Raw genomic sequence first — 16,425 nt, forward strand, 5'->3', positions numbered from 1 at the left:
ATAACCGATCGTTGAGGCAAGAACTATCTCGAACAAAGGACGTGAACAATGACCGAGAAGCTGCGCATGGATATCCCAATCCTGTTGCCGGATGTAGTCGATGCCGCGGATGCTTGCGTGGCGCGGCTCATGGGCGAATTGCATGGCCGGGATGGCGTTGAGGAGGTGCATGTCAGACACGCCGCTGCGCAGGAAGCGGCTCAGCTCTGTGTTCACTATGATCCCGACGTTGTCCCCCTTGCGCGGATTCGTGAACTCGCGCTAAGCGCAGGGGCGAGGATCACGGAAAGGTTTGGGCACGTGCTGTGGCAAGTTGAGGGTGTCACGCATGAGCGCCGCGCGCGCGCCGTCGCCCAACGGCTGCGCGCACTTCCGGGTGTGCTGGAAGCAGAGGTTAGTCCCGCTGGTTTAGTGCGGGCTGAGTTTGATGCTGAGCAAGTCACAGAGGCAAGGATCCGGGAAACGCTAGCCGAGTTGGGCGCGTCAAAGAAGGTCGCCAGCCCTGCGCCGAAGGGTGAGCATACTGGTCATGCTCATGGCACCGCGGAGCACGTGCAAGATTTGGGCGGCAAGGAACATGAGCACACCCATGGTGGCCTCTTCGGTGGCAGTTCCGAATTGATCTTTTCGCTCACGTGCGGAGCGTTGTTGGGTGTTGGCTTCGCCATCGAGAAACTGGTCGCTGGCGCCGCTGGCTGGCTACCGATTGCCTGCTATGTTGCGGCGTACTTTTGCGGCGGCTTCTACACGGTTCGCGAGGCGGTCGACAACTTGCGCCTCAAAAAATTTGAGATCGACACGCTGATGTTGGTCGCAGCTGCAGGCGCGGCATCGTTGGGCGCCTGGGCTGAAGGTGCGTTGCTCCTCTTTCTTTTCAGCCTTGGCCACTCGCTCGAGCACTATGCCATGGGCCGCGCCAAGCAGGCGATTGAGGCACTCGCTGAGCTTGCGCCCCCCACGGCTACCGTGCTGCGTGATGGGAAGACTCGCGATGTCCCCGTCGAGCAATTGAAAATTGGCGATGTGGTTGTTGTCCGCCCCAACGAACGCCTGCCGGCGGATGGATTCCTTATAAAGGGTGTCTCGGCAATCAACCAGGCGCCGGTCACCGGGGAAAGCATCCCAGTCGACAAGCACGCGGTGAATGACGTGGCGACTGCGCAGGCCAAGCCTGGCGCTGTAGGCTCCGAGTCGCGCGTGTTTGCCGGAACCATTAACGGCGCCGGGGCCATAGAGGTGGAAGTGACGCGCCTGTCCGGCGAGACTGCGTTGGCGAAGGTCGTCAAGATGGTCAGCGAGGCCCAAACTCAGAAGTCTCCGACCCAGCGCTTTACCGAAAAGTTCGAGCGCATATTTGTGCCGGTGGTGCTGGGCCTTGCTGGCCTGCTGCTATTCGCCGGACTGGTGATCGACGAACCGTTCAGTGCGAGCTTTTACCGAGCCATGGCAGTGTTGGTGGCGGCGAGTCCGTGCGCGCTGGCCATCGCAACACCCAGTGCGGTCCTTTCTGGCGTGGCACGCGCGGCGCGCGGTGGTGTTTTGGTCAAAGGCGGTGCGCCACTCGAGAATCTCGGCTCGTTGAATGCTATAGCGTTTGATAAAACGGGAACCCTGACTGAGGGGCGTCCTCATATCACCGACGTAGTGCCCGCCGAAGGTTGTACCGAGGACGAATTGCTACGAATTGCCATTGCAGTCGAATCGCAAAGCGATCACCCACTTGCTGCGGCAATTGCCCGCGACGGGCGCGAGCGGGTGGGGGAGGAGGCCCTTCCCTCGGCTAGCGAACTGCGGAGCTTGACGGGGCGCGGCGTGACCGCACGGCTAGACGGCGAGAACGTATGGATCGGCAAGGCGGAAATGTTCGGTGTCGACGGCATCGCTCCGCTGAGTGAGGCCATGGCATCGGCAATTGAAGAGCTACGCAATCGCGGCCGAACGACGATGGTCGTTCGGCGCGGTCAGAAGGATATAGGGGCTATTGGTCTCATGGATACGCCACGGGCGGCTGCGCGGGTTACGCTCGAACGGCTACATGCCCTAGGCATCAAGCGTATGATTATGATTTCAGGCGACAATCAGAAGGTCGCGGACGCCATTGCTAAGGACGTCGGACTTGACGAAGCCTGGGGCGACTTGATGCCTGAAGACAAGGTCGAGGCGATAAGGAAGCTCCGCCGGGAGGCGAAGGTCGCTATGGTAGGCGACGGCGTGAACGACGCCCCTGCCATGGCAAATGCCACGGTTGGCATTGCAATGGGCGCAGCCGGATCCGACGTGGCACTGGAAACGGCGGATGTTGCGCTCATGGCTGACGACCTGCGGCACTTACCTTTCGCGCTCGCGCTAAGCCGACATACGCGCTCAATCATTTTGCAGAACGTATTTATTAGCCTTGGTGTGGTCGCCTTCCTCGTGCCTGCGACGATCCTTGGCCTGGGCATTGGACCGGCAGTGGCGATGCACGAGGGCTCGACGCTATTGGTAGTCATCAATGCGCTGCGACTGCTCGCCTACCGAGACAGGGAGCGCTGAACGCTAACAGGGTGCGTTTTGCCCTCGCGAGGTCAGTTGCATCGCGGATGACTTCTACCCCCTGCCATGTGAAATTCGGTCGTCTAGCTTGCCAGTGCGCGCAGTTTGTTGCGCAAAGTTCGTAACCCGCCCCTCTCAGGTCACCTTTGGTTGCGCTGATGGTGCCAATGCACTACGGTATGCTGCCGCATGAATTGTCTAATCTAGGTGTCAAATTTGTCATGCTTCGTCAATGTGCGCGCAAAGGTTGCACAAAGATTTGATATTAGAATTGGGGGGTGACAACTGCGGATATTTTGAGGTATTGGCTATGAAAAAAGTTCTTATCAGCACCCTGATGACGGCACTTGTTTGCGGACCAGTATTTGCGCAAGGCTCCAAGGACGGCACGCAAGGGCGCACGCGCGCCGAAGTCAAGGAGGAGCTGGCAAAATCTAAGCACGATGGTACCCAGACGATAAAGAACAACGAATATCCTCCTGGCGAACAGACCGTCCAGCGAGCTCAACGAGATCACGCGACGCATAAACACCCTAACGAGGGTCCGAAGCCTGAATTCGATGAGCACGACAAGGCGGGAAAGCCGAAGGGCCAAGGAGGAAAGTGACCGTCTCGTCCGCGTCATCTTGCTTTTCCTAAAACCGCTACGGGCAGCGACAGTCAGCGCGGGAGTTTCCGTCTCCCGTGCTGGATTGATTAAATGTAATTTCGCAACGGCTACAAATAGGAGCGCGGGAGTTGGATGTGGGCCATCATTCCATCTCCGATGTCTCGTTAGCCGCAATGGGCCTCAGAAAGGGCTGAAGTTCGCAGCAAGGTGCTTCGTTTGTTCTTCGGCCTTGGGTGGATGCACTTTATGATGGGTCATTCTTCCCGTAGAGACCTACTTGGGGGAAGTCAGGTGCAACGCTGGCGCAACGGTTTTACGCCGACACATGTGGGCGAATACCATGCTGACACCGCATGAAGTGGCCACCCTCATATTGATCCGGGAGTCTGCCCCTAACCTCAGTCAGTTGGATCGCTCTGTCATCGACTCGCTTATCGAAAGGAAGCTCGTGTGCATGGTTGCCGCGGTGGCTGGACCAGGTCACCCTCGTATCACAGCTGCCGGTTGTTTGATGCTCGGAGCCATTTCTAGAAATTCCGTCGAATAATGCGGGTAGCTTGGTCGCTGTAGTTGCCGTGCGATCTACGCCTTGCCATTGACGCACCCACGCACGCGGTCGCGTCTTCGTAAATTTCCAGGCGACTCTATTCGCTCCGATCTGGCTTCCACTTGCGCAGCAGTCCCAACACCACTAGCGAGTATGCGGTCGCGAGCACTGCTGTCATCGCATGTCCCATTCCAGCCGAGACACCAATTGCTGCGGCCATCCATATGCTCGCTGCCGTGGTTAGTCCTTTTACATGGCTGGCGTCATCAGCCTTCAGGATTGCTCCGGCGCAGAGGAAGCCGATTCCTGAGGTTAGGCCTTGAAGCACCCGGCTGATGTCAGGCAATTGAATGCCAGCCTGAATGGGAACAATAACGAATACACAGGCGCCTAGCGCTACTAGCATGTGAGTTCGAACGCCGGCGATCTTTCCAGCGTGCTCGCGCTCGTATCCGAGAATCCCGCCCAGAACCATCGAGACAGTCAGCCTTACGCCCGCGCGAAGCCCCTCCGACAGATTGGCGAGATCGGAGAATTCGAGTCGAAGAATGCGAACTAGTTCGCCGGTTCCGCTTTGGTCCATTCGCGTGATTTCGAGCCATGCATGAAATCCAATTCTAGTTTCACGGGCATGACAGGCAGATTGCCCAGCGATGACGGTGGGCTTCCGCTCTTTCGCGTCGTGCCGGGCGATCGAAGTCGTTACCATACGACGCGCTGTCGTGCAGGGCGAAGCGGAGCTAGGGTGGGTAGTTCGTCGAGGAAATGTCGTCGTGAGGCTGCAGCGGCGCTCGAAAACAATCACCCTTTTGCAAGAACGGCTTGAGCGCTACTAAGGCATTCCGGCTGACCTTCAAAAAGCGCGGCGGACCGCCGTGGAATGGGTGAATTGCGATTCCACTTCCGCCACTGTGCTCTCAGCTAGCGTTTGGCGGAAGCGCCCGCGGACTGGGCCTTGGCCTTTTGCGTCGCCCCAAGGCGGGCAGCGGTGTTGGCCAACTGGCTTTCGGTGAGCTCTACGGCTTTCTTGGTGGCTTGGCGCACGGATTCGCAGAACGTGTTCCCAGATGCCAATGCCGCCAGCCAAGCGCTCACCGCGCCTCCAGAAGTTGTCTGCTGCGAGAGCCCGTCGATGATGTCTTGCAAGTTGCACCTGCTTGTTTCGTAGTGGGCGTCTGCGACCCGTTGGCAATCCTCTCGCAGGGCTGCCATGATCGCATTTGCTTGCACCACAGATGCGCTTCCTTTCTCCGCGGCTTGCTCGATTGAGCTGGCCTGCAAGGCATAGAACTCGATCCGATCTTTGGTCGCCAAGGCTTTTCGCACGGTCTCCTGGCTGTCAGTGATGGCCTCCTTCATTGTCTGAACGCCCAAGGCGGTGAGCTTCTGGTAGGCATCCAAGGTCTTTGCCGTCATGCCCAAGACGATATCCATCGCGGCGGCCTGCGTTACGAACAGGGCTTGTAAATTGAGTTCCGGCATCGTGTGCTCCTTAAAGCTTGTCCCCAAGCTTGTCGGGGCAGCATTGTTGGCAGGCTGCGATCCGAGTTGGCCGAGGTGTTGCGCTGAGGAAAGTGCGGTACCGCAATTCAATATGGCAGCGATGCCCATTACCACTGGCAGTGGTGATGCAACGCTCCTCGCGCAGATGGATCGACCGTTCTTGCCCCGTTTGCGTTCGTTAGGTTGACGCAGACATTCGATTCTAGTTCTTCGAACATGACGCGTAGATTGCACTGAGATGACGGTGGTCGTCGTCGCACGGTGAACCCGAGAGCTTGACGTAGGGATGACGCCGCCGACGGCCGCAGCTCCACGCGTTTCACAGCCAGCGCGGGATGTGCGTGGCAATATATCTGATCATCGAGTGCTGTCGCGTAACTCCCGTGCATCGCGCGCGCGGAACCTACGCGGATGCCGTTGACAAAGCTGCTGGAGAAAAAAGACGGACGCGCCCATGTGACGAGCTGACGCACCTGTCCTTTGCATTGCCCGGGCCGGGCGGTGAAATGGGTGGCGCGACGCTGTTGGAGGTTATTGTTTGCTCATTGTGGCTGGGAAAGCGGAGAGCCAGACCCGCGCCGGTGGATGGGTGAAAATTAACGAATGATTACATTTTGGCAATAATGGCCGGAAAGGGACGAACGGAAACTAAACTTCGCGCCGAACGCCTGACCACCCGGTGCGCACAAGTATCTCCTGAGGGCTTGTCCTCACAGAGGCTGCCACGCTCTTGAGTTGTCTCGCTTCGCCATGCCGCCACGGTAACGCCACTCCTTCAAAGTTATGTGGCTCCGGAGTCACCAATGCACTACGGTCATGTTTCGGAGTCCGTCATAGTCAGCTTGCTCGCCATGCTGGCTGGGCTAGCTGTTATCTACATAGGGTTCGCAATTTATTTGCGCAGAAAGTATGGGCCAACGCCGAAAAAAAGGCAGTTCGAGCGAACAAAGCGGCAACCGACTTCCAAGCGCAAGCGATGATCGCGCCTCAAATTTGATGAGGTCCCGCGGTGTTTGAGGTAAACTTCATCCTCTTGCACCCGTGACCGTTGGACCTTTAGCAAGCTAGCCCCCTCGCGGGATTGAAGCCTCCAGAGCATGCGACGCTACTTTCTGATACTTGTGCTGCTGATTCTGCCGGTCCAGTTCTCCTGGGCGGCAGCGGCGCGCTATTGTCAGCATGAGACGGCGTCTGTGCCTTGGCATCCTGGTCACCACGAGCACCGTCACCAAGCCTCGGAAAGCAAGCCTGATTTCGAGAAAAAGTCGGTGCTCGATACCGACTGCGGTGTGTGCCACATCGTGTCGGCACCGTTCATGTTCGGACAAGTCTTGGATTTGACGAACGCGCAGCGCGTGGAACACGCCAATAGTCACCACACTTCGACTTTTACCTCGCTGAACCCTAGGGCACCAGACCGCCCTCAGTGGCGCCGTCTCGCGTAATCGGCGAGACGACTTCTGTGCTCCTGCGTCTCGTCGAGTTCTCCCGGGCAAAAACCTTGGTGCAATTCGATGCGAAGACTATTTTTGCCGCTCGGGCTGGCGGCGGCATTCCTCAGCCCAAACATTGCTGTAGCGCAACCTCAGCTTGCAACGTCGACGATTCCGGCCCTCCCGAGAGAGACCGCCGAGCCGCTGACACTTGACGCCGCGCTGTCGCTTGCGGCCGCAAGTAATTTCAGTTTGTCAGCGGCCGCCAAAGAACTCGACGCCACCGAAGGTGGCATCATGCAGGCTCGGACGATTCCAAATCCGGAGCTTGCAACCCTTATAGAAGATACCCGCCGCTCCAGCCGGACATCCACGGCGCAAGTCAATATTCCCATTGAACTGGGCGGCAAGCGCTCGGCGCGAATCGACGCCGCGGAGCGAACCCGTGAGTTAGCGCAGGCAACGCTAGCTAGCGTTCGCGGTGATATCCGAGCGCAAGTCATTGAGAGCTTTTTTTCCGTACTCATTGCTCAGGAACGCGTGAAGTTGGCGACCGGTTCCGCGGATATTGCCGCACGCGGTGCTCAAGCTGCTGCACGGCGAGTCGCCGCCGGAAAGATATCGCCGGTCGACGAGACAAAGGCACGCGTTGAGCAAGCGAATGCTGAACTGGAGTTGGCCGAGGCAACGGCAAGTCTGCAGTCTGCCCGGCAGGTGTTGACGGCCCTTTGGGGAAATGCCGCTCCGCAGTTTTCGGAGGCGCAGGGAAATTTGGACGCGTTGCCGTCGAGGCCTAGTCCGGAGGCCCTCCAGCAGCAACTGGACAGTTCTCCGTTGGTGGCGGCCAGTCGTGCGGAAATGGACCGTCGTCAAGCGATTATTAATGTTGAGCGTAGTCGTCAATACCCCGATCTCACGGTGAGCCTTGGCGCCAAACGTGACAACGAGGCAAACCGGAACATGGCCGTTATAGGCGTCGCCATTCCCCTACCGATCTTCGACCGAAATCAGGGCAACCTGTATCAGGCCATTCGTCTGGCAGACAAAGCGCAGGATGAATACCTAGCAAACCGAATCAATTTGACCCGAGGGCTTCTGCAGGCCTCAAATCAGCTGTCGGTGTCGCGGGCCTCAGCTCAGACATTGAAAGATACGGTTCTTCCAGCTGCGGAGCAGGCGTACAACGCGGCAACCATTGGTTTCGATGCTGGTAAGTTTAACTACCTTGATGTGCTGGATGCACAGCGCACGCTGTTTCAAGCACGAATTCGCTACCTGGGCGTGCTGGGGCAAACCTATCAGTCAGCGACAACGATAGATCGCATTCTGGGACGCTAAGACGGGATTCAATACCATGGCCATTTCGAACAAGCAGAAGGCTGCAATCGCAGCCATTGTACTAGTCGGTAGCGTTGCTACCGGCGCAGTCCTATTGACCGGACGCTCGGCGCCGGACGAACACAGCGGCCATTCCGAGGCCAAGGGTCACTCCGACGGGGAACACCATGGGTCGAACGAGTCGGACCATAAGGACGACAAGGCGCACGCCGATGGTGAGCACCATGAAGTCAAGAAGGGGCCGAACGGCGGTGCGATGTTCTCGCGCGATGGCTACGATGTCGAGATTGGTACGGCCGAAGCGAAGGGCGAGGCCCGCATTCGCCTGTGGGTGACTAAGAAGGGCAAATCCGTCTCCGACGGTGTGAGCGCAAGTGGGAAGCTGGTCCACGCTACCGGCGAGACCCAGGCGCTGAAGTTCGTCACCGCGCGGGATGCGCTGGAAAGCCAGCAAACCATCGAGGAGCCGCACGTTTTTGATGTGAGCGCGAACGTCGTATTGCCAGGGCAAGCGGCTCCGCTTGCAGTCAGCTTCTCGAAGGAAGAGGGCAAGATCGAGCTGACAGCGGAACAACTGGCAAAGACCGGCGTCGTGGTGCAGACAGCGGGTCCGGCAAAGGTCCAGGCTGGGGTTCGGTTTCCAGGTGAAATTCGATTCAACGAGGATAAGACGGCCCACGTAGTCCCGCGCCTGGCAGGCGTGGTGGAGAGTGTGCCTGCCAACATTGGTCAGCAAGTCAAAAAGGGGCAGGTGCTCGCTGTGATAGCCAGCACGACCCTGTCTGACCAGCGCAGCGAACTGCTCGGGGCGCAGAAGCGACTCGACCTGGCCCGCCTTACCTATGACCGGGAGAAGAAGCTTTGGGAGCAGAAGATCTCGGCAGAACAGGATTATCTTGCAGCACGCAGTGCGCTGCAGGAGGCGCAGATCAGCGTGCAGAATGCTCAACAGAAACTCACAGCAATCGGTGCCAGCAATAGTTCCACGGCATTGAATCGCTATGAACTGCGTGCGCCGTTTGATGGGATGATCGTCGAGAAACACATATCGTTGGGTGAAGCGGTCGCGGATAACGCTAACGTGTTTACCTTGTCTGACCTGTCCTCGGTCTGGGCGGAGTTTGTCGTGTCAGCCAAGGATGTCGAGAAGGTGCGCATCGGCGAAAAAGCAACGATCAGTTCGGCGGCCTCCGACGGCAAAGCCGAAGGCACGGTGTCCTATGTGGGATCCTTACTCGGCGAGCAAACGCGAACCGCAAAGGCTCGCGTAACGCTGACGAATCCGCAGATGGCGTGGCGGCCAGGGTTGTTTGTCACGGTGAGCGTCTTCGGTGCCGAAGCAGACGTTCCGGTCGCCATTCAGTCGGAGGCAATCCAGGACGTGGACGGACAGAGTGTCGTGTTTGTCGCCGTGCAAGGGGGCTTTGTCATCCAGCCTGTGAAAACGGGTCGCTCGAATGGGAAGACTGTCGAGATCGTGGAAGGCCTGAAGGCCGGAACTCGTTATGCGGCGGCGAACAGCTTTGTTCTCAAGGCGGAACTCGGCAAGTCCAGTGCCGAGCATAGCCACTGATACGGAGACAGTAATGTTTGAACGTATCATTCGATTTGCCATCGAGCAGCGATGGCTGGTACTGCTCGCCGTCTTCGGGATGGCCGCGCTCGGAGTCTACAACTATACGCGTCTGCCCATCGATGCGGTGCCGGACATCACGAATGTCCAAGTTCAGATCAATACGTCGGCACCAGGTTACTCTCCGCTGGAAACCGAGCAGCGCGTCACGTATCCGATCGAGGTCGTGATGGCCGGTCTGCCCGGACTGGAGCAAACACGGTCGCTGTCCCGCTACGGCCTGTCCCAGGTGACCGTCATCTTCAAAGATGGCACGGATATCTATTTTGCGCGGCAACTGGTGAATCAGCGCATACAGGAAGCCAAAGAAAGCCTGCCTGAAGGGGTGGTTCCCGCCATGGGACCGATTTCAACGGGCCTTGGCGAGATTTACCTTTGGACCGTGGAGGCTGAGGATGGTGCGCGCAAACCAGATGGCAAGGCATATACGCCGACGGACTTGCGCGAAATACAGGACTGGGTTGTACGGCCGCAGTTGCGGAATGTCCCCGGTGTCACGGAAATCAACACTATCGGCGGCTTCGACAAGCAGTACCAAGTTGCGCCCAGTCTCGAACGGCTTGCGTCCTACGGGCTAACGCTGACCGACGTGGTCACTGCACTGAACAAGAACAACGACAACGTAGGTGCCGGCTATATCGAGCGCCGCGGCGAACAGTATCTGGTGCGCGCGCCTGGCCAGGTCACATCTGAAGACGACATCCGAAATATCATTGTTGGCACCGCACAGGGCCAACCCATTCGCATCCGCGATATCGGGGATGTGGAAATCGGCAAGGAGTTGCGCACCGGGGCCGCCACTGAGAACGGCAAGGAAGTTGTCCTTGGCACGGTCTTCATGCTGATTGGCGAAAACAGTCGTGCAGTCTCTCAGGCAGTCGACGAGAAAGTCGCCGCTGTCAACCGTACGATGCCCGAAGGCGTCAAGATCGTGACGGTCTATGATCGGACGCGTCTGGTGGACAAGGCCATCGCCACCGTCAAGAAGAACCTTCTTGAGGGCGCCGTGCTGGTTATCGTTATCCTGTTCCTGTTCCTTGGCAACATTCGGGCGGCACTGATTACGGCGCTCATCATCCCACTTGCAATGCTCTTCACGTTCACGGGCATGGTGAACTACAAGATCAGTGCGAACCTGATGAGTCTCGGGGCGCTCGACTTCGGCATCATCATCGACGGGGCGGTGGTCATCGTGGAGAACTGCGTACGCCGCCTTGCGCACGCCCAAGAACACCATCGCCGGCCGCTAACACGTACCGAACGGTTCCATGAGGTCTTCGCGGCGGCGAAGGAAGCGCGGCGACCGCTGATCTTCGGTCAGCTCATCATCATGATTGTGTATCTGCCAATCTTTGCGCTGACTGGTGTTGAGGGCAAAATGTTCCACCCGATGGCATTCACGGTGGTGCTGGCTCTGCTCGGCGCGATGATCCTATCCGTGACCTTTGTACCGGCAGCCGTGGCGCTCTTCATTGGAGAACGTGTCGCCGAGAAGGAGAACCGCCTCATGCAATGGGCCAAGCAGCGATATGAGCCGGTGCTCGAAAAGTCGCTGGCGAACACTCCCGTCGTGCTGACGTTTGCGGTGGTGTCCATCGTGCTTTGTATCGCGGTCGCGGCACGACTTGGTAGCGAGTTCATCCCCAACCTCAATGAAGGGGATATGGCAATTCAGGCGCTGCGCATCCCCGGCACGAGTCTGTCGCAGTCGGTCGAGATGCAGAAGGAGATCGAAGTCGCGCTAAAGGCCAAGTTCCCCGAGATTGACCGGGTGTTTGCGCGTACCGGTACCGCGGAGATCGCCTCTGACCCGATGCCGCCGAACATCTCGGACGGGTACATCATGCTCAAGCCAGAAAAGGATTGGCCGGCTCCGAAGAAAACGCATGCCGAGCTTCTATCTGCTATCCAGGAAGAGGCAGGCAAGATCCCGGGCAACAATTACGAGTTCTCGCAACCTATTCAACTGCGGTTTAACGAACTCATTTCTGGTGTGCGTTCGGATGTCGCCATCAAGATCTTTGGTGACGACAACAATGTGTTGAACGAGACCGCAAAGAAGATGGCGGCGGTGCTGCAGGGCATCCAGGGGGCGCAGGAAGTCAAGGTAGAGCAGACGACCGGTCTTCCGATGCTGACTGTCAACATTGATCGCGAGAAGGCTGCCCGCTATGGTCTCAATATGAGCGATGTGCAGGACGCAGTAGCGACGGGCGTGGGCGGGCGTGAGGCCGGAACGTTCTTCCAGGGGGATCGACGCTTTGACATTATCGTCCGGCTACCGGAAGCAGTGCGCGGTGAGGTTGAAGCGCTCAGGCGGCTGCCGATTCCGCTGCCAAAGGCTGCGGCCGCGGATGCCAGAACCACCTTCATTCCGTTAAGCGAGGTTGCAGCGCTTGAGTTGGCGCCGGGTCCTAATCAGATTTCGCGTGAGAACGGGAAGCGTCGAATTGTCGTCAGCGCGAATGTACGGGGACGGGATATCGGTTCGTTTGTCCCCGAAGCGGAAGCCGCCATCCAGAGTCAGGTGAAGATTCCCACTGGATACTGGATGACATGGGGCGGCACTTTTGAGCAACTGCAGTCGGCCACGACGCGCCTTCAGATCGTGGTACCTGTGGCGTTGATGCTCGTCTTTGTCCTGCTCTTCGCGATGTTCAACAATGTGAAGGATGGCTTGCTTGTGTTTACTGGGATCCCATTCGCACTGACGGGAGGCATTCTGGCACTGTGGCTTCGTGGCATTCCCCTGTCCATTACCGCTGCAGTAGGATTCATTGCGCTAAGTGGCGTGGCGGTGCTAAACGGCCTGGTGATGCTGTCGTTCATCCGATCCTTGCGTGAAGAAGGACACTCGTTAGACAGCGCGGTCCGTCTGGGCGCCTTGACGCGACTGCGTCCGGTGCTGATGACGGCATTAGTCGCTTCGCTTGGCTTTGTGCCGATGGCGATCGCAACGGGGACCGGCGCGGAAGTACAGCGGCCGCTGGCGACGGTGGTGATTGGCGGGATCCTGTCATCAACTGCGCTCACGCTGCTCGTATTGCCGGTGCTCTACCGCCTCGCACACAGGAAAGACGAGGACGCCGAGGAATCGCCGGTACCCGCAAGCGAGAAGCTTCAGGGGCAGGAACGTCAACAGCCAGCATAAGGCCATGAAGTGGGCGGCTTGGTGCCGCCCACTCATCTAAGGAGCCACGATGGGTGCAGGACATTCGCATGACCAAACCGGTGGCAATGAGCGATCATTGAAGATTGCCCTTGCCTTGACGGGAACATTTCTGATTGCCGAGGTTGTTGGGGGCGTGCTGACCAATAGCCTCGCGCTGATTTCAGATGCGGCGCATATGTTCACCGATGTTGTGGCACTGGCGATTGCTTTGGCCGCCATCGCTATTGGCAAACGTCCCGCAGATAAGAAGCGCACCTTCGGGTACTACAGATTCGAGATCCTGGCGGCAGCCTTCAATGCACTGCTGCTTTTTGGTGTCGCGATCTACATCTTGTATGAGGCCTATGTCCGGCTAAAGTCACCGCCGTCCATTGAATCGATGGGCATGCTGTGGGTGGCGATTCTGGGACTGATTGTGAACGTTGTCAGCATGCGAATGCTGTCCGCAAGGCAGGGAGCGAGCCTGAATATACGCGGGGCCTACCTGGAGGTGTGGAGCGATCTGCTGGGTTCGATCGGTGTCATCGTGGGTGCCATCATCATCCGATTCACGGGATGGGGGTGGGTCGATTCAGCCATCGCCGTATTAATCGGGCTGTGGGTATTGCCACGGACCTGGATTCTGCTTAAATCAAGTCTCAATATTCTTCTTGAGGGTGTACCGGAAGGCATAGATTTGGCACGCCTGGAGGTAAGCCTCATGCAAGTCAAGGGAGTCAAAGGCTTCCATGATCTGCACGTTTGGGCGTTGACAACTGGCAAGGCGAGTCTGAGCGTGCATATCGTCAATGACCCAGCATTCAATCCGGAAGTTGACATGTTACCGGCCATACGATCCCTGTTGGCGGAAGACTTTGACATTCACCACGTGACTATCCAGTTCGAGCTGTCGCCATGTGCTCAGGCGGCATCGCAGGAGCATGTTGCCTTTTGGCGAGGCGTCCACGGTACAAGTTCAAACCTTCAAGGAGATAACTAGCGTGCGGGTGCTGGTGGTGGAAGATGAGGCACGTACGGCCGAGTATTTGCAGAAGGGGCTGACGGAGTCCGGCTTCGTGGTTGACATTGCGACGACCGGTGGCGATGGCATCCACATGAGCGAAGTGACGAACTATGATGTGATCATTCTCGATGTCATGCTGCCGGGCGCGGATGGGTGGACGGTGATTAAGGCAATTCGGGCCAAGGGGGATACACCGGTTCTGTTCCTTACTGCACTCGATGACGTGGCAGATCGTGTGAAAGGATTCGAGATGGGCGCGGACGACTACCTAGTCAAGCCTTTCGCGTTCGCCGAGTTGCTAGCTCGTATTCGCCGTTGTCTGCGGCAGAGCACGGCGAAGGAGTCGGAGCGCTTGCGCATCGCAGACTTGGAAATCGATGTGTTGGGGCGCCGCGTCTACCGAGGCGCCGATCGGATTGAACTAACCAACCAAGAGTTCACCTTGCTGCATTTGCTGATGCGTAGGCGGGGAGAGGTCCTCTCGCGTACGACAATCGCATCGCAAGTATGGGATGTGAACTTCGATACCGATACCAACGTGGTGGATGTCGCAATTAGGCGATTGCGTGCGAAGGTCGATGATCCGTTCGATGAGAAGCTTATTCATACGGTGCGCGGCATGGGCTACGTGCTGGACCCCGATCGCAAGCGGTAAATGTGGCGAGGTAGCTCGGTGATGCCCCTTTCCCTGACGGGGCGTCTTGCACTGTTTTTCGCTCTGGTGGTCTCGGTTGCGCTAGCGAGTATGGGGGCCTTCGCCTACTATTCGCTCGCCGTGCAGCTCGAGTCCCGTGACGATGAGGTGATTCGGGGCAAGCTCGAGCAAGTCGAGCACTTCCTGCGGGAGGTCGATGGCATCGAGGACGTGCCCGCTGCCCAACACAGGTTTGACGACATGGTGAGGGGCTATGCCGATTTGATCGTTCGCGTCTCCGCGCGGGACGGCCGGCTGCTCTTCAGCACCTCAGATGGATCTCCGCGAGACTTCGGCCAGCCCAGGCGCGACGGCGGGGACCCCTTTATGGGACTGATACGGTCCGCCGACGCAGTGCTTGGCAAGGATGGCACCCCAGTCACTGTGGTCATTGGCGCGACGGGTGAAGACCGGCGAGAGGTCGCTGCGCGTTTTCGAACCACGCTACTCCTCGGCACGACGATTGGCGTTGTGCTGACAGCGATGGCCGGTGCCGCTATCACGCGCCGCGAATTACAGCCAACTCACGCACTGATCAAGCAGATCAACAGGATCAGCGTCGAGCGCCTCAGTTACCGCGTCGAAATTCCGTTCAAACCTACCGAAGTGCAAGATATTGCTAGGGCTTTCAACGCGATGCTCCAACGACTCGAAGATGGCTATGTCAAGCTCTCAAGATTCTCCGCCGATCTCGCTCACGACTTGCGTACGCCGTTAAACAATTTGATTGGTCATGCCGAAGTGGCGCTGTCGCGTGACCGGACATCGGCGGAATATATCGCTTTGATCGAAGAAAGTCTTCTGGAATACCAGAGACTGGCAAGAATGATTGATGCAATGCTTTTCTTGGCGCGCGCGGATAGTGCCAAAGTTACCTTGGATGTGACAACGATTTCATTAAATCGTGAACTGAAGAAGCTGTCTGCTTACTTCGAAATGCTTGCCGAAGAGCGCGGCGTAGCCATAGAAGTGAATGGAGATGCCACCTTGGAAGTGGATAGCATCCTGTTTCAACGCGCAATTCATAATCTTCTCTCGAATGCTGTTCGACACGCACGGCCAGAAACGATCATCAAGGTTGCGGTTGTTAAGGGGGAGGGCGGCTGTCTCATAGAAGTTGCGAACTGGGGTGACACAATTCCCGAGGAGGATTTGTCGTTCATCTTTGAGCGTTTCTATCGGGGAGACGCGGCGAGATCGAATTCCTCTCAGTCAACGGGTCTAGGACTATCGATTGTACGGTCGATCATGGACCTGCACGGCGGCCGCGCGGAGGTTGTAAGTGAGCCCAATGGAGCGACGCGATTCCGACTATGGTTTCCCACTATCAGAACAAACGATCTGACATTCGGTTGACAAAGAGAGGATTCAACGATCGAGATTGCCAAAACGTAACGCCGCAGCAAGGAAGCTGACTCTCCCACGTTCATACACTGGCTCTATGGAAGCTGTGCATGTGAAAGGAGTAAGACAATGAACGTGAAAGGAACAGCAATGGTATTCGCCGCGGTCGCGCTTGGCGGTGTTTCGAGTGCGTATGGGGTAGGGATGGGCACGCAACAACTGGTAGCCCAAGCTGAGATGCGAAGCCCGTCCCCCGTAAGCCGCCACGCGGCGCTGTTCGGTTCGCCCACGCAGCAATCATATGCGACCCGCACAGTTGCAGTGGTACCAGGTATGCGGTACGTGAATGTGGGCTCTGGCGAAACGGTGGCATTTCGCTCCGGCGAAAACGTGGCGGCTTGGACGTTCACAGAGAGCATTTCCGGAACTAATGTGGACCTAGGAATGCTGATGCCAGACATGCCGGGTGCTGCTGGTGTGCGTGTCTATATCGAACGCAGCAAGTTGTTTACCGGCGGATGAACGCCTTGATCGACACTAGTTGTGCTCAAGGTTATCAGGAGTGCCCCGCGTTGCGGGGCACTTTGTTTTCGACGCCGAGGCCTTGGGGCCT

General features: G+C 57.8%; 12 protein-coding genes. 10 read left to right on the forward strand and 2 right to left on the reverse strand.

Translation table 11 applies throughout. From position 1 onward, the window contains the following. Positions 1-48: 48 nt before the first annotated feature. A complete protein-coding gene (locus CTP10_RS32845; protein ID WP_116323667.1) occupies positions 49-2,535 on the forward strand; it encodes a heavy metal translocating P-type ATPase in 2,487 nt (828 codons plus the stop codon). Between the two features lie 310 nt (positions 2,536-2,845). Continuing rightward, complete coding sequence (locus CTP10_RS32850; protein WP_158577769.1) at positions 2,846-3,142, forward strand: DUF4148 domain-containing protein; 297 nt, start codon at positions 2,846-2,848, stop codon at positions 3,140-3,142. Positions 3,143-3,789: 647 nt separating this feature from the next. Here CTP10_RS32850 and CTP10_RS32855 read toward each other — a convergent pair. Both CTP10_RS32855 and CTP10_RS32860 read right to left on the reverse strand, forming a co-directional pair. After that, the gene (locus CTP10_RS32855) at positions 3,790-4,275 is read right to left on the reverse strand and encodes an MgtC/SapB family protein (protein WP_116323665.1); all 486 of its coding nucleotides are present in this window, start codon (positions 4,273-4,275) and stop codon (positions 3,790-3,792) included. Between the two features lie 338 nt (positions 4,276-4,613). Next, the gene (locus tag CTP10_RS32860; protein ID WP_116323664.1) at positions 4,614-5,174 is read right to left on the reverse strand and encodes a phasin family protein; all 561 of its coding nucleotides are present in this window, start codon (positions 5,172-5,174) and stop codon (positions 4,614-4,616) included. A gap of 1,118 nt (positions 5,175-6,292) precedes the next feature. Here CTP10_RS32860 and czcI point away from each other — a divergent pair. From czcI to CTP10_RS32900, 8 genes are all read left to right on the forward strand, one after another. After that, positions 6,293-6,640 carry a cation efflux protein, CzcI family gene (gene czcI, locus CTP10_RS32865; RefSeq protein WP_116323663.1) on the forward strand — a complete coding sequence of 116 codons (348 nt, stop codon included), beginning with the start codon at positions 6,293-6,295 and terminating at the stop codon, positions 6,638-6,640. 69 nt (positions 6,641-6,709) lie between these two features. Next, entirely contained in the window at positions 6,710-7,966 is a 1,257-nt protein-coding gene (locus tag CTP10_RS32870; protein ID WP_116323662.1) for a TolC family protein, read from the forward strand. Between the two features lie 16 nt (positions 7,967-7,982). Beyond that, positions 7,983-9,539, forward strand: a complete 1,557-nt coding sequence (locus CTP10_RS32875) for an efflux RND transporter periplasmic adaptor subunit (RefSeq protein ID WP_116323661.1) — start codon at positions 7,983-7,985, stop codon at positions 9,537-9,539. A gap of 13 nt (positions 9,540-9,552) precedes the next feature. After that, positions 9,553-12,750 carry an efflux RND transporter permease subunit gene (locus tag CTP10_RS32880; RefSeq protein ID WP_116323660.1) on the forward strand — a complete coding sequence of 1,066 codons (3,198 nt, stop codon included), beginning with the start codon at positions 9,553-9,555 and terminating at the stop codon, positions 12,748-12,750. A 49-nt stretch (positions 12,751-12,799) separates the two neighbouring features. After that, a complete protein-coding gene (locus tag CTP10_RS32885) occupies positions 12,800-13,750 on the forward strand; it encodes a cation diffusion facilitator family transporter (RefSeq protein WP_116323659.1) in 951 nt (316 codons plus the stop codon). Position 13,751: 1 nt separating this feature from the next. Beyond that, positions 13,752-14,429, forward strand: a complete 678-nt coding sequence (locus CTP10_RS32890; RefSeq protein ID WP_116323658.1) for a heavy metal response regulator transcription factor — start codon at positions 13,752-13,754, stop codon at positions 14,427-14,429. Positions 14,430-14,450: 21 nt separating this feature from the next. Continuing rightward, the gene (locus tag CTP10_RS32895; RefSeq protein WP_271816184.1) at positions 14,451-15,824 is read left to right on the forward strand and encodes a heavy metal sensor histidine kinase; all 1,374 of its coding nucleotides are present in this window, start codon (positions 14,451-14,453) and stop codon (positions 15,822-15,824) included. Between the two features lie 117 nt (positions 15,825-15,941). Then, positions 15,942-16,334 carry a CzcE family metal-binding protein gene (locus CTP10_RS32900; RefSeq protein ID WP_116323656.1) on the forward strand — a complete coding sequence of 131 codons (393 nt, stop codon included), beginning with the start codon at positions 15,942-15,944 and terminating at the stop codon, positions 16,332-16,334. Positions 16,335-16,425 lie beyond the last annotated feature (91 nt).

Source organism: Cupriavidus sp. P-10 (assembly GCF_003402535.2).
Taxonomy (GTDB): domain Bacteria; phylum Pseudomonadota; class Gammaproteobacteria; order Burkholderiales; family Burkholderiaceae; genus Cupriavidus.